27 protein-coding genes are annotated in these 20,554 nt (G+C 47.7%); 3 read left to right on the plus strand and 24 right to left on the minus strand.

Features of this window, described 5'->3' with window-relative positions:
- Positions 1-59 precede the first annotated feature (59 nt).
- The 3 genes from PHF27_RS03755 (at position 60) to PHF27_RS03765 (ending at position 3,002) form a co-directional block, all read left to right on the plus strand.
- Positions 60-584, plus strand: coding sequence for a helix-turn-helix transcriptional regulator (locus PHF27_RS03755; RefSeq protein ID WP_300066227.1), 525 nt, complete (start codon positions 60-62; stop codon positions 582-584).
- A gap of 39 nt (positions 585-623) precedes the next feature.
- Positions 624-1,307 carry a hypothetical protein gene (locus PHF27_RS03760; protein ID WP_300066230.1) on the plus strand — a complete coding sequence of 228 codons (684 nt, stop codon included), beginning with the start codon at positions 624-626 and terminating at the stop codon, positions 1,305-1,307.
- A gap of 138 nt (positions 1,308-1,445) precedes the next feature.
- A complete protein-coding gene (locus tag PHF27_RS03765; RefSeq protein WP_300066233.1) occupies positions 1,446-3,002 on the plus strand; it encodes a recombinase family protein in 1,557 nt (518 codons plus the stop codon).
- Between the two features lie 124 nt (positions 3,003-3,126).
- Here PHF27_RS03765 and PHF27_RS03770 read toward each other — a convergent pair whose 3' ends face one another.
- The 24 genes from PHF27_RS03770 to PHF27_RS03885 form a co-directional block, all read right to left on the minus strand.
- Positions 3,127-3,525 (minus strand): hypothetical protein, encoded by a 399-nt coding sequence (locus tag PHF27_RS03770; protein ID WP_300066235.1) that lies wholly within the window; start codon positions 3,523-3,525, stop codon positions 3,127-3,129.
- A gap of 81 nt (positions 3,526-3,606) precedes the next feature.
- Positions 3,607-3,858, minus strand: coding sequence for an AcrF10 family anti-CRISPR protein (locus PHF27_RS03775; protein WP_300066238.1), 252 nt, complete (start codon positions 3,856-3,858; stop codon positions 3,607-3,609).
- 167 nt (positions 3,859-4,025) lie between these two features.
- The gene (locus PHF27_RS03780) at positions 4,026-4,712 is read right to left on the minus strand and encodes a hypothetical protein (RefSeq protein WP_300066241.1); all 687 of its coding nucleotides are present in this window, start codon (positions 4,710-4,712) and stop codon (positions 4,026-4,028) included.
- The gene (locus tag PHF27_RS03785; RefSeq protein ID WP_300066244.1) at positions 4,709-4,879 is read right to left on the minus strand and encodes a hypothetical protein; all 171 of its coding nucleotides are present in this window, start codon (positions 4,877-4,879) and stop codon (positions 4,709-4,711) included. The genes PHF27_RS03780 and PHF27_RS03785 overlap by 4 nt, the downstream gene beginning before the upstream one ends.
- Positions 4,880-4,891: 12 nt before the next feature.
- Positions 4,892-5,455: a GH25 family lysozyme gene (locus PHF27_RS03790; protein ID WP_300066247.1), complete on the minus strand. Its 564-nt coding sequence runs from the start codon at positions 5,453-5,455 to the stop codon at positions 4,892-4,894.
- Between the two features lie 84 nt (positions 5,456-5,539).
- Positions 5,540-5,872 (minus strand): hypothetical protein, encoded by a 333-nt coding sequence (locus PHF27_RS03795; protein WP_300066250.1) that lies wholly within the window; start codon positions 5,870-5,872, stop codon positions 5,540-5,542.
- Positions 5,869-6,120: a hypothetical protein gene (locus PHF27_RS03800; protein WP_300066252.1), complete on the minus strand. Its 252-nt coding sequence runs from the start codon at positions 6,118-6,120 to the stop codon at positions 5,869-5,871. Before PHF27_RS03800 ends, PHF27_RS03795 begins: the two co-directional genes overlap by 4 nt.
- 52 nt (positions 6,121-6,172) lie before the next feature.
- On the minus strand, positions 6,173-6,295 hold the full coding sequence (locus tag PHF27_RS03805) for a CD1375 family protein (RefSeq protein WP_300066255.1): 123 nt from the start codon (positions 6,293-6,295) through the stop codon (positions 6,173-6,175).
- Positions 6,292-6,459 carry a hypothetical protein gene (locus tag PHF27_RS03810; RefSeq protein ID WP_300066258.1) on the minus strand — a complete coding sequence of 56 codons (168 nt, stop codon included), beginning with the start codon at positions 6,457-6,459 and terminating at the stop codon, positions 6,292-6,294. Before PHF27_RS03810 ends, PHF27_RS03805 begins: the two co-directional genes overlap by 4 nt.
- A 14-nt stretch (positions 6,460-6,473) precedes the next feature.
- A complete protein-coding gene (locus tag PHF27_RS03815) occupies positions 6,474-7,916 on the minus strand; it encodes a hypothetical protein (RefSeq protein ID WP_300066260.1) in 1,443 nt (480 codons plus the stop codon).
- Complete coding sequence (locus PHF27_RS03820) at positions 7,910-8,947, minus strand: reverse transcriptase domain-containing protein (protein WP_300066263.1); 1,038 nt, start codon at positions 8,945-8,947, stop codon at positions 7,910-7,912. The genes PHF27_RS03815 and PHF27_RS03820 overlap by 7 nt, the downstream gene beginning before the upstream one ends.
- A gap of 282 nt (positions 8,948-9,229) precedes the next feature.
- Positions 9,230-9,568: a diversity-generating retroelement protein Avd gene (gene avd, locus PHF27_RS03825; protein ID WP_300066266.1), complete on the minus strand. Its 339-nt coding sequence runs from the start codon at positions 9,566-9,568 to the stop codon at positions 9,230-9,232.
- Between the two features lie 66 nt (positions 9,569-9,634).
- Positions 9,635-10,555 (minus strand): hypothetical protein, encoded by a 921-nt coding sequence (locus tag PHF27_RS03830; RefSeq protein ID WP_300066269.1) that lies wholly within the window; start codon positions 10,553-10,555, stop codon positions 9,635-9,637.
- Positions 10,552-11,415, minus strand: a complete 864-nt coding sequence (locus tag PHF27_RS03835; RefSeq protein WP_300066271.1) for a hypothetical protein — start codon at positions 11,413-11,415, stop codon at positions 10,552-10,554. The genes PHF27_RS03830 and PHF27_RS03835 overlap by 4 nt, the downstream gene beginning before the upstream one ends.
- Positions 11,416-11,427: 12 nt before the next feature.
- Positions 11,428-11,865, minus strand: coding sequence for a hypothetical protein (locus PHF27_RS03840; protein ID WP_300066274.1), 438 nt, complete (start codon positions 11,863-11,865; stop codon positions 11,428-11,430).
- A 246-nt stretch (positions 11,866-12,111) separates the two neighbouring features.
- Positions 12,112-13,191 (minus strand): putative phage tail protein, encoded by a 1,080-nt coding sequence (locus PHF27_RS03845; protein WP_300066277.1) that lies wholly within the window; start codon positions 13,189-13,191, stop codon positions 12,112-12,114.
- On the minus strand, positions 13,181-14,227 hold the full coding sequence (locus tag PHF27_RS03850) for a baseplate J/gp47 family protein (RefSeq protein ID WP_300066279.1): 1,047 nt from the start codon (positions 14,225-14,227) through the stop codon (positions 13,181-13,183). The genes PHF27_RS03845 and PHF27_RS03850 overlap by 11 nt, the downstream gene beginning before the upstream one ends.
- Positions 14,220-14,639 carry a DUF2634 domain-containing protein gene (locus PHF27_RS03855; RefSeq protein WP_300066282.1) on the minus strand — a complete coding sequence of 140 codons (420 nt, stop codon included), beginning with the start codon at positions 14,637-14,639 and terminating at the stop codon, positions 14,220-14,222. Before PHF27_RS03855 ends, PHF27_RS03850 begins: the two co-directional genes overlap by 8 nt.
- A complete protein-coding gene (locus PHF27_RS03860; RefSeq protein WP_300066285.1) occupies positions 14,636-15,043 on the minus strand; it encodes a DUF2577 family protein in 408 nt (135 codons plus the stop codon). The genes PHF27_RS03855 and PHF27_RS03860 overlap by 4 nt, the downstream gene beginning before the upstream one ends.
- Positions 15,027-16,079, minus strand: coding sequence for a hypothetical protein (locus PHF27_RS03865; RefSeq protein WP_300066288.1), 1,053 nt, complete (start codon positions 16,077-16,079; stop codon positions 15,027-15,029). The genes PHF27_RS03860 and PHF27_RS03865 overlap by 17 nt, the downstream gene beginning before the upstream one ends.
- Positions 16,060-16,779 (minus strand): phage baseplate protein, encoded by a 720-nt coding sequence (locus PHF27_RS03870; protein ID WP_300066291.1) that lies wholly within the window; start codon positions 16,777-16,779, stop codon positions 16,060-16,062. Before PHF27_RS03870 ends, PHF27_RS03865 begins: the two co-directional genes overlap by 20 nt.
- 12 nt (positions 16,780-16,791) lie before the next feature.
- Complete coding sequence (locus PHF27_RS03875) at positions 16,792-19,404, minus strand: phage tail tape measure protein (RefSeq protein WP_300066294.1); 2,613 nt, start codon at positions 19,402-19,404, stop codon at positions 16,792-16,794.
- A gap of 172 nt (positions 19,405-19,576) precedes the next feature.
- Entirely contained in the window at positions 19,577-19,996 is a 420-nt protein-coding gene (locus PHF27_RS03880) for a hypothetical protein (RefSeq protein ID WP_300066297.1), read from the minus strand.
- Between the two features lie 110 nt (positions 19,997-20,106).
- Positions 20,107-20,544 (minus strand): phage tail tube protein, encoded by a 438-nt coding sequence (locus PHF27_RS03885; protein WP_300066300.1) that lies wholly within the window; start codon positions 20,542-20,544, stop codon positions 20,107-20,109.
- Positions 20,545-20,554: the final 10 nt, after the last annotated feature.

Here is a 20,554-nt window from a genome sequence, read left to right on the forward strand (position 1 = left end):
TTTTTGTGTTTACAGAAACATTTTTATATGTTACTCTCTTTTTGTGAGGAGGTGATATTGTGAATGAAAGATTAAGAGAGGTACGCAAGTATACTCAAAACTACACCCAAGATAAATTTGCTGCATTTCTTGGGACAACGCGCGCCGCAATCGCAAGCTATGAACTAGGTCGTGTTGTTCCGTCTGATACTTTTATTCAGTTGCTTTGTGCTAAATGCAATATTAATGAAACTTGGCTTCGCACTGGCAGCGGTGATATGTTTGTTGAAACCGATGACGCTCTTTTGGGAAAGTTGGCCCATGAGTACAATATGAGTCCGTCGCAACAACGGATCATGAATGCTTTCCTTCGTATGGATGAACAGAAGCGCGAAATGGTTGCACAGTCATTTTTTATGTTTGTCGATTCGCTGCAAGAAACAAGCCCCGCCGCCCCCAGCGTCACCCTGCTCGACAACGTCTCTGACGAGGAACTTGAATTAAAAAAGCGCCAAGAACTCATCGCCATTGAGTTTGAGGCGGAGAAAAAGGGGATAACGTCTTTAGCCTCCACTGGCACAAGTGGACGCACTAAAAAGGCATAAAAAAACGCCCTTCCGGGCGCTAGATGGGGGAATTCAATAATGAAAAATGGGCTACCTTTTTATCATCAATCATGGTTCGTTGTCGTGATGTTATTTGTCTTCTTTCCTGTCGGCTTATTTTTAATGTGGCGATACGGTTCGTGGAATTCGAAAGTAAAACTTGTTATCAGCTTCATTTTTCTTGCAGCCGTAATTTCAAATATTGCTTCACCTTCAAAGCCCGCTCCTCCGCCCATTGCGCTAAACGCATCTGCCAGCCAAGCCCCAAAAGAAATCCCGGTTCCGGCTACAAAGCGCAATGAAGATATTCTTGGCGATAGCGTAAAGAAAGGTCTTTCTGCTTTCCCCAGTATGCTTTGCACGCTGCAAAGCGTTGAAATCAATTCCGGCGTTGATGATACCAACTATGTTGTCGTTAACCTTAATGCTAAAGTCGGTTATAACAAAGAATCCACTCTTAGCGATTTCGATAATTCGGCCAAATATGTTTTTAAGGAAATATACGCGGCTAAACTTCCGATCAAAATTAACAACTGTAAGATTATTTTCAATGCCAAGTTCGCAGATACAAAAACCGGTAAGGAAAGCAGCGATGGCATCTACGCTGTTGGCTTAGATAATAAAGCCGCCAGTCAAATTCACTGGGACAAAATCGGCAACGTTGATATTTCTCAGTCTGTCAATGATCGTTACATGCACCCGTCGCTTCGATCTATGAGGTAATTATTATTTGTTTCAAAAAAGAAAAAAGCCCCACTGCGCCAACAGTGAGGCTTCGCCCAAAGGCTAGGTGATATACTTTCATCCTTTTATAGTATATCACAATCAGCCTTTTATTTTTAAGTAAAGGACTGGTTTATTATGATAAATACTATTGCTAGCGCCATTATTCGAGTCGCAGTTTATGCCCGCTATTCTTCCAACAATCAACGAGAAGAGTCGATCACTGCGCAGCTACGGGCGGCTCGCGAATATTGCAAGCGCAAAGGATATACAATTGTACAAGAATACTGCGACGAAGCGCTCACTGGCACCAACGACAACCGGCCCGCCTTTCAGCAGCTTGTTAGTGATGCAAGGGCCGGTCTTTTTGAAATCGTAGTCTTCCACAAAATCGACCGCAACGCGCGCAACGAATATGATTACTATTTCCACAAGGCCCATCTGCAAAAATACGGCGTGCACTATGAATACGCCGCACAAAACATAGACGATAGCCCGGAAGGTCAGATGATGGAGGGAGTCATGGTAAGTATGGCCGCTTTTTATAGCCGCAACCTTGCCAAAGAGGCTCTTAAGGGAATGCGTGAAAATGCCTACCAGGCTCGGCACAACGGCGGCATCCCGCCCCTTGGCTACAACGTAGGCCCGGAAGGAAAGTATGTTGTCAATGAAGAGGAGGCTGTTGTCGTACGCCTAATCTTCGATCGCCGCGCCGCCGGCTTTGGTTACGGCCAGATTCTAACCGAACTTGGCGAAAAAGGCTACCGCACTAAACGCGGCGGGCAGTTCGGAAAAAACAGTTTGCACGACCTGTTGCGCAATAAAAAATATATTGGAATTTATACCTTTGGCCGTGTGGCCGGCGGGCGGGCGCGCGGCGCTCGAAACAACCACAAGCAAAATGACGATATGATTGAGATTCCCGGCGGCATCCCTGCTATTGTCTCGCAAGAGTTGTGGGATAAAGTTCGCGCGCGGGCGGAACAGGATAAGCATTCCCCTGGTACTCACAAGGCCAAAGAGGCTTACTACCTCACCGGCACTGTAGTATGTGCGAATTGCGGTTCTAAGATGGTTGGCGGTACCTTGATTTCGAAAGGCGTTAGATATTCCTACTACCGCTGCGGCAATAACAATAAAATGACTTGTTGCAAAGGTACCCGCATAAAAAAAGAATGGCTTGAGGAAGCAGTCTTGCAATATATCGACGAGCAGCTTTTTTCGCCAGAAATGCTGCCGCTGATTGCCGCAGAAATAAAAAAACGCATTGACGCTATGACCGCCGGCCACAACGTAGAGAAAAAGCTTTTGGAAAAGCAGCGTACGGACGCGGTGCGCAAAATCGAAAATCTGCTCGACCTTGCTGAAGGTGGTCAAGTTGACGATATCATTCGGCAGCGCATCGCTGAAAACAAGGCCCGCATAGCTGACGCTGAAATTCGCATTAAGCAGATTGCCAATGCCGCAGGTTCGATTCTCGACGAATCGCAGGTCATTGCCGTTCTCCAATCCTTTGCTGAAAAAGAAAAAAGCCCGGAACAAATCCGGGCCATTATTGAGACTTTTGTGGATCGCGTCGTTGTCTCTAAAGATGATTACGTTATTAAATTGCGTTTGTCTTTTGAGTGGTGGAGGCGAACCGTACCCAACCAAAAGACAAACGATTTATACTTCGAGAGGCATGTTGCTCGATAGCATCATTATACAGATGTTTCTCATGTTAAGCAATAAAAAAGCCAGGCTGGCTCTCTTCATTATATATAGGGATTTTTAGGAAGTAAAAAAAACACCCCCATCCGTCAGGACGGGGGCTTTCTTCTTACCAACTCAAGAAGTCTGACCAATGCGAAAATCTAATAGCGATTCTTTCCCGATTAGCGTATTTATCTTTGTTTTTGATTCTTTCGAGGGCATCTGAAGAATCAAGACTTTCGACAACTATCTCACTGTTTTCGTCGCAAACTCGGTCTTTGCATCCGTGGAAATCAACAAAACGATTAATACAATCTTGTTTGTTTCCCATTAGAGTTGCCTCTTTAATAATTGTATCATTGGCATCGACAAGCCAAACGTTGAACACCCTGCCGCCCTCGCGGTGGCACTTTAAAAACTCCTTCACTTTCGCATGTTCTTCATCAGTCATGCGGATAGCTCGCGTGGGCATAGCTCCTGTTGCCGGTCTACCTGCACCTTTTCGTTTTCCACCATGTTCGCTCATGCTATATGCCTCCTTTGTTTGCGGTGGGCTTGTGACCACTCTTAGCCGCATTACCAGCCCCGAAGGGCTGTCACTCTGCGTTTAGTTGATTGTTTCTAAGATTTCGTCAAGAGAATCCATGATTTCTCCCCACGGGATATCTTCTTCAAACAGCCCGTCGAATTTGCTTGAGAGATTGTGCTTTAAGTTGCTGTCGATGCGTTCTACCGTTTTATTTTCGTTGATATGCTCTCCGGCAAATTCTACTTTCCCAAGCTCGGTTTCGATATCGAACGTAATCATGCGACCTTCTTCATCTTGAATTTCCGCGTTGGTGATTTTGAAGTTTGCCATTTTAATTCGCTCCTTCGCAGCCGGGGCCTTGTTGCCTCTGCGCTGTTCTTTATCTTGATTTAAGTATAACATTTTTCAATAATTAATGCAATACATAAATCAAATTCTGCTATGTATACAAACAAAAAAATCCAGCCCAGGTCGCAATAACCCAGGCTGGCTTTCGTTTAAAACAAGAAAAACAATTTGTCCGTCATAACCTTGTACTTCACCTCATACCCCCCACCGCCACCGACGTGGTATTCTGCTGAAATAGCTCTATCGCGGGAGTAATTGCGCTGGATCTCTATCGGTACATACTTTTTGCCATCTTGCATACCAACACCAACGCCCCACTCCCAGTTGCGGTAGTTGTTGACTTTGTACACGCCCACTTGCCATTGCTGAGAACCATCCTTTTGCGCAACTTGCTGTGGGACCACAGTAGTTCGATCCGTCTTGGCCAAAGCTGCAGCTGGCAACGTTGCATCCTTGGAGTTGATCCGCTGCGCTACCGTTTCGGCAGCCTGGCCAACCGTCGGGCTTTGCTGCACGAACGTCACGCTGGGTGCCAGGCTCCCCGACTGCGCCGCCTTTACTGCAGCTACAGCGGCATCGGCATTTTGCTTGCTCATATTGAGCTGATTTTGCCAGTAATCGGAGCTGGCCGCCTGCGCCGCCGTCATGACCGCCGCTTTTTGCAGCGCATCTTCGGTGGCACTATTTTTGTGCCAGAGCCAAGCCAAGCCGCCGATCAACGCCAGGACAAGCACGGCAATGCCAACGTATGCTGCAATTTTAGCTTTAGGCAAGCCGGTTGCAGCAATCGCCGTATCGCCAATTTTTGCGAGCGCGGCTTTTTCTTCGTCCGTCATTCGATTACCTCCATTTCGTGTTTGAATAAAAGCGCCGATTCGGTACCTCCGAACCAAACGCAATAGACTGGTTCTTTTATGCCCCTTACATTTTGGGCAAGGTTGATAACCTCGCCCGTTTGTCCATAATGATCACCACGCAGGACGCGGACGCGTTTGCCGATCATCTGAGCGCCTCCTTAATACAAAATATTTCCGTCGAAGTTTCGTCCATCAATTACCAGGGAATCCGTGTATTGCCACATGAATCCTTGCAAGTCATCGCTTTCTCCCCATTGTGCGTTCCAAACCGCGCATCCCAAGCCTTTCCAATCAATCTTGTCTTCTAACCACGACAGGGAAGCATACACGCCGGTATCAAGCCCAATATTGTCAAGAAATGCTTTGCAAATCGCCGTCACGTTTTCCGCGCTGAAATCAAAGCCGTGATTCCCCTTGTATCCGTCGGCATCCTCCATGTCGTAAATTACCGGAAGTTCCAAAGCTACACCGGCCTCTTCGATTGCCGCTTTGCAGTTTTCCGCCTCTAGTACGGCATCGTCCGGTGTTAATGCGTATCCATAGTGATATGCCCCCACTTGCAGTCCTGCCGCATGAGCGCCGTCTACGTTTTTCTGAAACATTTCATCGCGGCCTGTTTTTCCGTAGCTGCTGCGAACCATGACAAACTCGATACCGGCATCAGCAATCGCTTGCCAATCGATTACCCCATTGTTTTCCGATACATCAATACCTTTTTTCATTTCATATCATCCTTTCCATTTTCATGTCTTTTTGTGGTGTACTTTTCGGCAGTTTCTTGCGTCTGATCGCGCCCATGAGCGTCGCTATTTGCCTGTTTTGTTCTCTAGCGGCGTACTATTTTCAAACTCGTCTGGAATTCCGTCTTTATCTTTGTCAATAAAAACCCTTGCTACAAATCCCAAGAGGGCAATCCATGGAGCTGAGGCTATTTCATGCAAAAACTGCCTCAATTCTTGCATGTCTGGCTTGCCCGTTGTGTACCAATCAATGCACCACGCCACAACATAAAGCAGGCAGCATCCGGCCACCAGTACCGCATAGCCGATGATGTAGCGCATGGACCCAATGGGAAAAGAAACTTGGTTCAACTTATCCCGGACCAATCCCCACGAATCGCGGAATAATTTTTTTATCACTTCGCCACCACTACCGCTGCATAAACTGCGATTCCAGTAGTTATCGACCAAGCCACCGCCTTTCCTAGACCGTCCCACGTCGAATTGGCGCGCTCTAATGCATCTAACCTGTCATCTACTGAATCCATCCAGTTATCTCGCTTCCTGCACTCGTCCAGTTGCATTTTTAATGTTGTTTCCACTCTAGCCAACCGGTCGCCTAATTTACGAATTTCATCAAATAATTTTCCAATCACATCTTCTGACATGCTCCACCTCCACCTAAAAAGATAGGCCCCGGCAATTGCCAGGGCCTTTTACTTATTTTGCTGCCAATTCTGCCGCGACCGCCTCGCGATATGCTTCCGGGATTGTTTCCATTGTTCGCGAACCGCTCATAATCAATCCTGCGTATATTTTTACCATAAAACTCGTTACCTTCATTTTGTTGTTCCTCCCGTCGTTGCGGCGGCTGCTAGCAAGGTTTCCACTTTCGCCGTCAACTCAATATTCGCTTCATACAGGCTTGCTATCGCCTCATATGCAGCATCCAGTTTTTCTTTTGTGCTTCCGCCTGGTGTTTTTTTCTTTTCATACGTCATTCCCATTTTTCTTCTTCCTCCTACTCGTTCCAGATTGATGTGAAGTTATCTATATAAACCGGGTCAGCGACCCATGAATAGCTGGCAGTAATTTTCTTCCCTGCTGCCGCCGTTACAAATAGCGTTCTGGCGGCTTCTTTGTACGTGAAGTTCGTCACCGGCACGCCGTCCACCTTGATTACCAGCGTTTCCGCTTTTGCTTTGTGCTTTAAGATTGCAGATTGCAGGTATCCGTTTCCGGTTCCTACATCCTCGTCTTCCACATCCCCTTTACCTTGTACCAGCTCCATCTTAATAGATGCTACCGCCCCTCTTGGGTCCTCTGCATTCGTTGCTACATAGTTGAACTGATCGTTTACCAAATCTGTGTTCAGCGTATCTTCGTACTGTGCGTCGTATACCATCGGCACAAACGTTTCTTTTTCCCAATTGTACGCATAGTCAACTGTTGCTGATTTTCCCGTTGGCGGCGTGCAGGTTACTTTGCCGTCCGTGCTTGAAAATGCAAAGCCGGCCTTTTGCTGAGTCCCGTCAAAGTACAGCTTAAATGTGTGTCCTGCAATTTTGTTTGTATTTTTCAATACGTACGTGTGCTGCGCGCCGTCCCCAACTCCTAAAACTTCTTGCAGCACCTCCACCGGCTTTGCTCTTAATGAAAGGTACGCTTTGATTTCCGCGTCTTGAACAACCGGGCGCTTTACCATTAAATGCGCCCGGCTCATTTCGCGGGTCAACGTCAGCGTCTTGGTTACGCAATAGCCGTTTCCTTCTGCGAACACCGCCACGTTGTCTGTTCTGTGCTTAACTTCCACGGTCGCAAGGTTTGCTTCCGACGTTCCGATGGTTGCTGCATATGCGATTGTTTGCATTTTAATCGCCTTTGCTTTTGTCGCCGGCGTTGTTACGTAGCTGTTGATTTCTTGCCAGGCGCTCCACGATCCGTTTTCGCCTTGGATTGAACCGTTTACCGTTACTGTTCCGCCGGCCAACTCCGTTTTGTTGATTTTTACGGACAAGATTTCCACGGCCTCGTTTGTATCTGACAGGCCGATGCTATCCGATACGAAGGTTTGTTCATGCACTTCGCTTCCCGTCTTCCCGGCAACTTGCGGCGGCTCGGCGCTCGGCGGCGTTGTGGCTGTTTCGTTCATGCTGAATGCTATCGCCCAGTCTACATTTGTATTTACGAACGCCGTCATTTTCGCAGAGGGAACTGCTGTCAGCTCCGATGCTTTGTTTCCTTCGCTTAGTACGCTGGTCGATGTTAGTGTCTGGGTGGTAGCGTCGATCCAAGCCGCTGTTGCGGTGTCATATTTTTTCCACGTGCTTCCTGTTTTCACAAGATACCTTACCGCTGTTCCCTCTGGCTCGCTCACTGGCACCACAAAGCCATTTGCCGTTGTCATTTGGCTTGTGTCTGCTCGGCTTACAACCGTGGTCTTCATCAATCCTGTTTTTACCATTTAATTTTCCTCCTTAGTTTTAGCCATTTCAGTGTTGATATGGTTGTTCTTTTTGCTTGGCAATGCTTCACGTAGCCCAAAAACGACGTAACTCGCTGCCTTACACTTTCAAGGTCCATTTCCCCGTTTTTATACTTGTGGCTTAAGTCTTTGAATCTTTTCTTTGCGGCTTTTATGTTTCTTTTTCTTGGTAAAATATAACTTGTAAAGGTTCTGTACCCGGCAAAATCCACGCCCCTTGAAGCTGGATATATTTTTGTTTTCCTGTTTAGCTTTAGCTTCAAGTGTCCTTCCACTAGCCACTTTATGTCCGCAAGGTTCTTCCATAGCTCCTCTTTTGAATTTCCTATCAACACGAAATCATCCATGTACCTTACGTAATATTTGATTTGCATACACTCTTTTACGAAGTGGTCTAATACGTTAAGGTATATGTTTGCTGCTAGCTGCGATGTTAGCGAGCCTATTGGCACCCCTTTTCCAGTATCGCTGAATCCGTCAATAATTTTCTTCCAAAGCTCCACCACTTCTTTGTCGCGAATTGTTCTTTCTATTTGCTCGATCAATACGTCGTGGTCTATGCTCTGGTAGTACTTTGAAATATCGCACTGTAAAATATAGACCGATTCGCCCCTTCTGGCAGCTCGCTTTAAAAAGTCCTGCACTCTATAAACCGCCTTGTGAGTGCCTTTGTTTTTTATAGTCGCGTAGCTATCATAAATATACTTTCTTTCAAATAACGGCCTTATGACCTTTGCCATGGCGTGGTGTACTATTCTGTCTTCAAATGCCGGCGCATTTATTATCCTCCGTTTCACTTCTGTTACGCACAAGAACTCCCTGTACTGTTTTGGCTCCCATGTTTTTTCTCTCAGCTCCTTCTGCAATGTGAAAATCACATCTTCATAATTCCTGTTAATTTTCATGATTGACGCACAATTCAATTTCCCGCGCCGGGCCTCAAAATATGCCGCTAGTAGGTTGGGGAAGCTTACTATTTCTTCAAATAAATTGCTGTATGTTTTTGCCATAATGTACCCTACTAATTATTGACGTGCCGCTTTATGATCTTCGTACTCACAGCGCGCCTTTTATTTTTATGTTTTCCCTTCTGGGATGGACTAGACTCCCAATTTATACGCATTGGATTGCTTCCCGTAAGAAGTCAAACTTCTAGCAAAACTTAAATTGCCAGGCGACCGCCGATGTTCGTGTTGGAGTTGCCCGAAACGTTGTTCAAGTTCAGCGTGAACAGCCCGTTCATGGCCCCGTTGTCCCAGTTGCCGCCGTGTATAAAGTCTAGCCCAATGGTTTTACGTCACACTTTTAAGCCACCCGCCGGTTATTTTTCCAATTTCGTTTACTTGAAAACTCCAAACCTCGTATTTGTGGCAATTTATATATTTCAGTGCGTAGCTTTTTCTTATTAGCGTCCTTAGGTATTCAATTTCTATGTCCAAATCTTGCAATGTTGTTTTTTTGTAGTACCGCTTTGCGCACCTTATTGTTATGTGGATAATTTCTGACAGCGTTTCCCTTATTTGCAATGCCAGTGCGTATTTTTCACTTTTCGGGAACTGCTGTACCGCCACGTGGCTATAGCGTTCTACTTCTTCGATTTTTGTTAATAATTTTAGTCCTTCAATTGCCATGATTTCACCACGCAAAAGACTGTACCGCGCTACCGCGCGGTACAGCAGAATCTCAGTTTTCAGTTATCAGTCTACGTATTTTGCCAGGCGACCGCCGAGCTTCGCGAGGGAGTAGCCCGAAACGAAGCTCAAGTGCAGCGTGAACAGCCCGCACATGGCCCCGAGGCCCCAGTTGCCGCCGTGATAACAAACAAAATCCGACGTTGCCACCCAGTAATAATCCCCGTACGTTCCGTTTGCCGCTGTACTATCAATGGTTGACGGAACATAAACCTCGTTAAAATCAAATCCCGTTCCTGTGCTCGTGAACATTTCTTTTGTGTATCCGCTTCCGGTATTTGCTACAACTCCGGTGTTGATATATGTGTTTTTTCCTTCCCGGTCAAAGATTTGAATTGTGGTCCCGTTTCCTTTCAAGCCATCTACCATATGCCATACATTGCCCCACAATTCGCTAATCCCGCGATATTTCGCCGCCGTGCTGCCTGTTGCTACCGCCGCGCTGCTGTTAACATTTCCTGCGGCGATTTTTGTTTGTACGTCCGGCGTACCTAGTTCAATTAACGCCAGTGTTTGTACGGCTGCTAGCTCGTAAATGTTCCACAAATGCCAGCCCGCCTGTTCTCCGGTTCCTGTGTTCCTCGCGGCGCAACGCGCCTTCATTGTCGGAAAGTCGATGCTTGCCAGTGGCGCTTTGCCCACCAAACTTCCTGCCTTGGCGCTATTAGTGGGGTCTACGCAGCATTCATACGCCGCCACGTAAAAGCCTGCTTTTTCTACACCATCTTTCATAAACGCGGGATGGACGGTAAAGCCGCTTAGCTTTCTGTCGCTTACCCATTTTCCTTTGTTCCCGGCCTGCTGGCTCCCCGTTGGTGCCGTGCCGATCTTCTGGTAAAACTTTGGCACGTAAATCATTGCTTGTCCGTCAACCGTTACTGCCTGCATCCCCGCCCACGGGTACGTAGCATCAAAATTTATTGTCATTGTAAGTTATCTCCTTCCGCATTTACCTGCGCCCACGTTCCAGCGCCGCCGCCTGTCTTAACAAGCACAATTCCTACCGCCTGCCCGCCCAGTACCGCTTTGCCATTACTGAACACAACGCCCGTTAATTCATAATCACTTTCATTTGTGAACGCGCCAGCCGCCGTTACGTCCTGCGATGTTGTCGATCCTTTCCAGTCAATTCCCGGCGCGTACGTATCTGTTTTGATGCTGCCGCCGCCGTATGCGCGACCGTTGTAAACCGCAATTGAGGACCTGTGCATTTTGGTTCGATTTGCGTCATATTGGTTAATTACCGGCATTTCAAATACAATACGGTGCGTTGATCCCGAAACGTTGATTGATTTGATTTGCACTTCTTCTTGGTTTTCCCCGTCGGTCAAAATATAATTTGCTCCGATTACCAGGTTTGTTGAGTCAACAACGTCGATGCTGTCATCGCCAGAAATTACCGACGTTACCTGCACTTCCGTCAAGTCCACCTTGTCCTGGTCATCAAAATTTTCTACCAAAATTGCGTCCGCGTCCGGGTACATTAGGTTCGCGTCCAACACTAGCATTAGGTCCCCTGTGATTCTTTCCAGGTGGTCTGTCCTTTTCTCGATTTTCGACACGTCCAGGCCGGCAATTTGCTGATAGATTCTTTCAAAAGATTCCGTTCCCGGTATCTTTGCTTCAACTTCCTCCGTTCTCTTTTTTAGGAACGCCGTCCGGTTGGCAAGTTGCCTAAGCGGCGTGTTTAGTACGCCATTTTCTCCGCCCTCCGCCAAATCATTGGTTTTGAGTTGGTAAATCCCTGCGGTGTACTCTGTTGTTTCTTTCAGATTTTCTTCACTCACTTTGATTCCTCCTTAAATTTCTATTTCCCAGTACCCCTTGATTTCCATGTCTGCCTCTTTTTCTATCTTCCCAGTGCGGACGCGGTGCGAAAACATGGTTTCATCCGCGCAGAACAGCCCGAATTCATGAATAATCGCGCCGTCGGCCACTCCGGTTCCAATGAAGAAATCGAAGTGCGCCGTTGTCCCCACGATACTGGTTGCTGTAATTGGGATTAGCTGTTGATCTTTTAGCTGCGTGTCCGTCGCCAGCGCTTGATCTTCTCCGCTGCCGATCCCCACGTACTTAATTGCTGCGGTACTTTGCCCGGCGAGTAGCTGCGCCAGCCGTACTTTTCCGCTATCAACAATCAAATTGTGTTCCTTGATTTCTTCAATAACTTTCCCGTTTTTTCTAATGAGCAGCGTCAGCGTTCCTTTATAACTGTTCATTGTTTCTTTTAACTTCAATTCTATTTCCTCCCCCATCAAGATTTAGCGCACCATTTAGCACCGTTGTACCATCCATTCTGTTTACATCGCCTCCATCTATGGCCCATGTTCCGTCTAGCCTTTTTGCCGTGGCCGTTTCGACTTCTCCCCCTCGATCTATCGCTATGTCGTTTTGCCCAAGCAGTAATTCACCATCTAAGCGCCAATTCCCGCCCAGTGAAAATGCAGTCTCTGCTCTTTCGTAAATTTTTACGGTTCTGGTGATTACGATTGAAAGCGTTTCTTTTGCCTCCACGGTTCTGTAAAGTTTGGATGCAATAAGTAGCTTGGGCTTAATTTTTTAATCGCTGTCAGCGCCAAGCCGCCGTCTAATCTGTCCGTATAGGTTTGCACCGCCAACCGATTTCCCCGCGCGTACAGCGTCGCTCTTCCGTCTAGCGGTATAGAACCGTCTAGGATGTTCTTGTTCCCGCCGTCCAGCCGCCATGCTCCGTCCAGTCGATGCAGTCTTCTTATTTCCAGTTCGCCGCCATCGTCAAGCGGCGCAGCATTGAGTCCTAGTAAGAATTCCCCGCCCAGCCGCTGCCGCCCGTTCAGCTTTACTGCCGCCGTCATTTGTTCGACCATCCCGGCAAGTCCTATGTTCAGAACGCCCAGCCTGTCTACGTTTGAATCCAAGTAAACTCCCGGCGGCGATGATATTCTATGATCTAGCCTGCGCCTTCCGTCTAGGCTCCATGCCGCGTCCAACCTAGATACGTCGCACAGCGTCCAGCTCCCGTCCAGCCTCTTTCCTCGCCATTGCACCTCGTCACGCATTGAGAATGAAATTTCCGCCTTAAATTGCTCCCGCACTTCGACTTTTTCAATAAGTTCTCCGAAAATCGTGTATAAAATGCAATACGCCAAGTGCGCCGGTTTCATTTCTTGCACGGCATCCCGCATTGCACTTACCCACGTTACGTTCGACGGCAGCACGATCTGAAAACATCCCGGCTTCACGTTTTCCACAACGTACGCATCGTGGTTGTCCACGAACTGATTTATCAGTATTTCCATCTGTTTGCGCGTCATGGTTCCAAGTCCAAGCATTTTTGCTTTCAGCATCGACCGCCTTACTGCGTAGTTTGCGTTAGGCGGCGGGCTTGTCTGAAACACTCGCTCCCATGCCGTTAGGCCCCACGTTGCCGTATCTACAAACATCTGGTTCAGTAGGTCTTGTATGCCTATTCGTATTGTTTCGTGCTCGGCGCTTTCTATGTCGGCAACCGCTTTAAAGGTTTTGTCCTTCGCAACAAATTCCGGCAGGTAGCGTAAAATATTTACTTCCTTGTTACGGATCATTTACGATCTCCCCTATTACCGGCAGCTCTTCCACTTCAAGATTTACGTTTTCCTCTGTGCCGTTTAGCTTTAGGTTGTCGTAGTCGTTTACGTTTGTGCATGAGATTAGATAGGCTCCTATTTTTGCGATGGAGACATGCCCGCTGTCGAACCCGAATGTTTTGAAATAAAGGTTCACTTTTTTTCGCAACTCTTCCAGGTCTAATATGCCATCAATTTTTGCCGAAATATTCACCGTCTTCGGCTGCGCTGTCGTTACGGTCACAATTGCACCAATAGGCCGCTGCTCTTCAATATACCCAAAGCATCTTTCTATTAGCTCTTCGTTGGCCGTTCCGTTGTTCGCGTCCACAATAACCACTTTCACGGTATTCTGCCCGTTCCATGTAGGAAATACTTTAGCATTCCCTACACCTGCTACGGCCATCGCCCATTGCTTGTAGTGGTTTTTGTTCCCGCTGGTCGCCGGCGTTCGCACCTTCAAGAAATACCTTGTTTTTAGGTCTTCGTCCGTCTCTTTGTCAAAGCCGTCGTATGTCACGGCTTCGTTTGTCACTTCGTGAACGCCTGGTATGCTCATGGGGATTTTTACTATTGTGTTCTCTTTTACGTTCCCGTCGTTCCCGGCCACCTGCGCTTCAACGGCAATTTCCGCTGTTTTTTCTGCGCCGATCACCGCGTCTGCCGTTGTGTGAAAATTAGTACCACCCGGTGTAGCAAAAAGGCTTCCTTTGATTATTTTTGCACCCGCCGTCCCGGTGACTTTTACCTTCCCAATTGCTTTAACGGCCTCTTTTCTGATTACCCCCATTTCCGCAGCGCGCATGGTTAAAAAATTATCCCAGCTTGTATCAGCAAATGCCGCTTCAACAATCATTTCCATTTCCGCGTAACTTTTTTCAAACTCGTAGGAGTTTGCCTGTATGTTGTCGCTTTCAAAGGTTCCTTCGATTGTTGAAATTTCGCTGCCCAGCGTTTCTTTTAGATTGCTTTTTAGCCTTGTGGCTATTGTCTCCCGCTTCTGTGCTTCAAACACCCTGTGTCACCTCCCCGTATACCGTTTTTGCAGTTATCTCTATTTCCAGTATGTCCGCTTCATTTGTCCAGGAAATGCCCGTCAGCTCTTCGATGTACGGATTAACCAGCAGCGCTTCTTCCACGTACCTTTTTACTTCCGACGCGGCTTCTGCGTCGTTCGGCCTCCTTCCTTGGAATTGCTCTAGCTCTATTCCGTACGCGCCGTCATATGCAAGGTATCGGTACCGTTCGGTTTTCAAAGTTTTGTATATCCACACCTTGAGCGCTTCCCTCCCGGTAACCACAATGTGTTTCCCGTCCTTGTACAAAAAGCAATCATGCTCGAAGTCCCACGCGTATTCTCGGAACAGCGGCAGCGCCGTGCTGTTGGCTTCTTCGCCGGTAGCGCCAGTTATAAAGCTGAAACTCACAATCTCACCGCCTTAAACATCACAAAATACTGCCCAGTTCCCTCTATTTTCATCATTGCCACATGGTCCCCCGGCTTAAGCGTATCTGTGTAGGTTATGCTGTCCGTATAGTCGTTGTCTATGGCGTGCGTGTGGCTCGCAAACTCGGCATCGCCTCCGCCTCCCGCCCTTGGCTGCGTTTCGCTTTTGATATGTCCTTTCGCTGTACGCGTATAGCCAATTAGTAAATTTTCATTGATCCACACATCGTCTTTGTCTAGAATGATGTTATTGTACTCAATCTGTATTTCTGGCGGCGGCGCTAAAATGATTCCCTGCAATCCTTCTTTTGTGTTGCATCCTTTGGAGATTTCTTGAAATGTTTTTACCAGTTTTACAGCCGGATTCTCATTCTTTTTTATCATCGTCCGCCGCCCCCACGTATTCCAATTCCAGATTCATTTTATGAACGTTACCGGATATTTCGTGCCGATCTGATTTTATAAAGAACTTTCCCCACAACTGTTCATCCTTTACGTTTATGCAATAGCCAGATTTGCAGCGAGCATCACCAATTGCCGACAGGCTGCACTTGTATGTGATTCCTTTTAATTTCGCGCCAGCCTGGGTCTGTGTGTTCTGTTTTTCGTCGATTTTGTATACGTCCTGTATCATTCCATAAGCGCTTACCTGGTCAGCAACAGTCACGTAGCTTGATGCGTTCCCGTCTTTGTCCACAATCATGATTTGATTTACCATATCTTCCGCGCTTTCGGAATAGGTTGTTTTTTCCAGGTTCGTATCATCCGTTAATTTGAAGTCATCGTCGCCGGCAATTCCCGTTCCTTTCAAAACAACATTCAGTAGTCCTTCGCTCATTACAAGGCTGTACACTTTCCCAGTCGCGGCCTTTTCGTAACCCAGCGCTTGCTTTATGATCTCAATGCCCGTCTTGGTGTCCGCGATAAAATCTACCGCCGTGGAAATTGTCGGCAATTCCCCCAGTATCAAGCCAAGTTCATTTACGACCTGCGTTATAGTGTCAGCAACCGTGATGTTTTTAAACTTTCGCGTTGTTTTGCTCTTCGCAAGATAAATCAAATTGTCATAGGCCGTGAAGCGCATAACCACATTTGAAGTATCACGTTCTCGGTAAAACACTTTCCCGCGAAACACCTCTACTGGCTTGCTGGTGTTCGCTGTGCTGGTCGTTTCTCCGGTTGTGCTTGTAGTTGTACCCCCTGCACTATTTTCGGCTGTTGTGGGCGTTTTTGTTTCGTCCTGGTAAAACACGTAGAACATGTCTCCCAGTTTGATATCTTCTTTTTCAAGTAAATCGTCTTTCGTGTTGTACGCAATGGTAAACTCGCAGGTTCTTGCCGCCTGGTCAACATCATCCGCCATGCTCACGCGTTCAACCAGCGACGATATGTCTTTGTCATTATGTTTGAATATAAACATTTTTGCCGCTCCGTTTTAGCGCTTTCGTCAGCACATCTCCCGCTTGCAGTGGCGATTTTGCCAGCGCTTTGTACTGGCTTGTATAGTTCCCCGGCCCGTACGCGCGCAAAGCTACATCCATCATGTCATCCCCCGGGTAAACAGTTACTGTGTCTGCTAGGTTTTGCTGCTCATCGACGCGCTGCTCCAGCTCGTTTGTTTGGTCAACTTCTTTCGATTTTTGTGTTAAATACCTGTATTCTTTGAGATTTAGCGAATAGTACACATCCCCGGTTCCGTCCTGCTCCTTGTAGCTCAAAGACTGAATTACAAACGGTTTGTTTATTCCTGTGCTTGTTATGTTTAGTCGCATCGGTTTGCCGCTGTCTTTCCATTTCAGCAGTTTTTCAATATACGTATACGGCTGCTTTGCGTCGTTCACGTCTGCAAAATAATACTCTTGTGCTGGGAAAAAGCTTTCTATTTTCATTTCCATTAGCCCGCTTTTCCCCAGCATCAAGGCTTCGCCGATATTATTTATATTGATTACCGTATGCTTTTGGTCTACAGAAACTTCAAACTCAGGAGGAGCCATTGGTAGTTGAAATTTGTCCCCATAATGGCTAAGAAAGAACTTCATTTGCGACTTCGTCAGCCCATTGCCCGTCAGCCCATTGCCCGTGCTTCCTGTCATTTTGCTTAAAATCCCTGTGAAATCCATTCAAAAGCCCCCTTACGCCATGTTGCCCGCCATCTTGTCAATTTCACTTGCAAAATACTTCATGACTTCTTGTGCGTCTGCCGTTTCTTTGATGATGATTTGCTCGGCGAATTTAGGAATTGTTATATTTATGCTTCGCTCTGTCTTTTGGTTGTTGTTTTGCGTTCTGCTGCCGCCGGTTGTCGCCGTAGTCGCAGTCGCTAGCGCAGGCCCTCTTTTGATTACCTGGTGTTCTCTGCCAGCGTTAAACGCCATGGCTAATGACTTGTCGTGCGGGTACACCCTAGCGCCGCGCGGAAGGTCCACTATTTCCGCCCCCGCGTCGTGGATCATGGCTAAGCCGCCAGGCCAACTGTCTGTCCCGCCCGCCAGCATTGGAATGCTAGGTTGGTAGTGCTGCCCGCCAACTCCCGGTACCCACTCCGGCACATCAACCGAAATGCTGTTTATTCCTCCAATGACCGCGTTAATGCTTGCCCTTACCCCGCCCAGCACGGTTTCACAAATCCCGGCAATCGTTCCGAAAATCCCCGAAAATATCTGTACAACCCCTTCCCACGCAAGGCTCCAATTCCCTGTAAAGGCTCCTCGCAGGAAGGTTATCACGCCGTCGAACACGTCCAAAATTCCGTTGATAATGACACACGCCGCATTGACAAACATTTCAATAATGCTTAGCGCAATATTCAGTGTCACGTCTATCCCGGCCACAAATAGTTTAAGTTGCAACCCCATCCCCACTGCCAATACCGCAGCAAGCGCGCGGACAACTTTGCCAACCGTCCCGCCGCCATCGTTAAACAGGCTCTCTATTTGGCTCCATGCGAGACTCACTAGAGAAACCAGTCTCGCGAATACATTTTGCGCTTTTTCCCATATGGCTCCAAATCGTTCTGAGAATGTTTCTGCCATTTTTTTTACCCGTTCTCCGATGGCTCCAAACGCTGCCACTAGAAATGTTTTAACCGTGTCCCAGTGCGTATAAATCAAAATTGCCAGCGATACAACGACCATGACCGCTATACCGATTGGATTCAAGAACAATCCCCTCAGTGCAATTCCGGCTGCTCTTAGCGCTCCAATTAAGCCTCCTTTTAGCGCCCCTGTCACCATTGCGATTCCATTCTTCAGCATTCCCATTGTTTTTTGTGCCAAGTTCATCGGGTTTTTCATCGCTATCACTGCCAGTTGTATGCCGCTTGCCATTTTACTTGCCGCCGCCGACACTAGCGGGAATTCCTTAGACAGTGCCGCTATCCAGCCTCCGTTTGTCTTGGCGGCAGCGGCCATTCCTCCGAACATCGTCGTTACTTTTCCTACGCTGCTTACAACCCGCCCAAGAACGCCAGTAAGCACAACGAAAATAACGATGTTTCTCGCTGTGTACGCCAGCATTTCCCGCTGTGCGTCGGTTAGGGAATCCAGCCATTCGGCAAGCTGTTTCATGAGCACGGTTGTTGATCTCAGCAGCGGCGTTAGTCCTTGGCTAAGTTCCATGGCTGCGTTGCGCAGTTGGTTCATTGCTATTGCGTTCTGCTCCGCCGGTGTCAGTAGCTTTCTGTACGCCTCTTCCGTGGCACCGGCGCTGCTCGCCATCTTCATCATGGCCGACGCTAGGTCTGCATTCCCTTTGCCCGCTAATACCGTTACAGAGTTAAGGGCTTCTACACTTCCGAATAGTTGCGCCATCGCTTGCGTGCTGCCGCCCGTCTTTTCTTTTATCTCGTTCAAGAATTGCACCCATCCTACCGATTGCAGGTGTGCTGCGTTAAATTCCATCCCCATAGCCGCCGCCGCTTTGATAGATTCTGCTGACGGTTTCAAAATATTGCTATAGGCTGCTTTAAGTCCGGTTATTGCCTCGCTTGTTCGTATACCGTTTTTGGACAGCGTGGCTATACTGGCAAAAAGTTCTTCCGTCTTTACATTTAACGCAGCTGCAACCGGGATTACGTTGCCGATGCTCGCCCCCATATCTGCAAAGGTTGTTTTCCCAAAATTCTGCGCCGCTATCATCTGGTCTGTGATGTTTGTTGCGCTTTCAGCCTGCATCCCGTAGGCGTTAAGAACTGTCGTGACCGTATCGATTGTTGTTGCAGCGTCGGAAAAGCCCGCTTTCGCCGCTTTCATGGTTGATGCTAAAAAATCCACTGATTTTTCACTGGCAATACCCGCTGAAAGAGCCTGGTATTCTGCCTGCGTCAACTCAACCACGCTGATCCCTGTTTGGTTTGATACGCCAATGAGTCCCTTTCTGACGCTTTCTAGAGATATCTGCGTAGTGTCTAGCGCCGTGCTTACCTTTGCCATGCCGTTTGTAAATTCGCTGTTCAGTTTTAGCCCAGCGCCGGCAGCGGCCATCAGCGGTGCTGCAATCATGGCGGCTTTGTTACTCATTGCCGTAATCGAATCCCCTGCGCTGCTTATGCTTTTCCCCATGCGAATAATCTCTTTTGAGTGCTCCTGGGCGGCGCGGCTTGCTGCTTGCAGCGACGCTCCCATTGCTGCTGTGCTTTGCCGCATCGTGCTTGCCGCTCGTTCATGCTCTCGCATGGCGCTGTCAACTTGCCGCAGCACCGGCGTAAACATGTCGCGCAGACGAATCATCGCGTCAATCGCTTTCATTGTTATTCTCCTTTCAACGCCTCTGCTTCTTCCTGCCGTTCTTCCGCTTCTCGCACTACAAAGGCGTGTGTTATTTTCTGTTCCCCTTTTGGCATGTTGTTAAATCTATGCGGCTCCCAGTCGTGATAACGGAAAAGAAGGTACATTGCCTGTACCTTCCAGTCCGTTTTGATTAGTTTTTTATTTCTTCTGCGTCCTCTTCGCTGTCTTCGTCTTCTTCGTAGCCGCACAGCTCTGTAATTTTCTTGTAGATTTTATCAATTTCGCCAGATAAGAAGATTTTGTTTAGCGCTTCTTTTGGCGTGACCGACGAAAACTGTTTCAGCAGCTCTTTGTCCCGCAGGTCCGGTTCTACAAGCCCTTCGAGCACGGTCAGTGTTTTTGCTTTAGTAACATCAAAGTCGCTTTTTCCTTTTTTGATGTTCAGCGTGTTCTTTTGGATTTCCGTATAGCGTGTCCCGTTGATAGCCCGGACCTTCACTGCAAAGCGGCTCCCGGTGATTTTGGAGAGGCGCTTGATTTCGATTTCGTCTTCCGGCAGCTCCGTGATTTTGGCAACATCCGCTTTTAGCAAGCTTTCTACTAAACTCATTTTTATTCCTCACTTTTCATGTCTTTTTGTGGTGTACTTTTCGGCATTTTCTTGCGTCTGATCGCGCCCATGAGCGCCGCTATTTGCCTGTTTTGTTCTCTAGTGGCGTACTATTCAATGGTGTCCAAAAGGTCCCAGTCGCTGAAAGTAAACGGCATGGATTCCTCGCCTAATTTTTTTACTTCCCAGTCCGCTAAGTTCACCTCGTCAAACGTCGCGTCTTTAATGGCGATGCGTTCCGCCCCCAGCGCGTCCGGGTCCGCCAGCTTGGAAATGATGGTCATTACTGTCGCCTTGCCCCGCTTTAGGTTGTCGCTGATTTTTACTTTCAATTTGCTGTCTACATGGTTTAGCTTGATCGACCCGGTGCAAGTAATGCCCGTTGTCTTGTAGCCCTTCGCCAGCGTTCGGCAGCGCTTCACTTCTTCTTTGTCTAGCTTCACGTTTGCTTTCAGCCCGGTCGCCTCGGCCATATAGTCTCCGTCGATCCACGCTTCGCCCCATGTCCCGGAAATTACGTTCTCCGGTCTGTATCCTGCTTGTGGCATGTTTTTTCAA

Origin of the sequence: Anaeromusa sp. (assembly GCF_028691475.1) — a bacterium.
GTDB lineage: Bacteria > Bacillota > Negativicutes > Anaeromusales > Anaeromusaceae > Anaeromusa.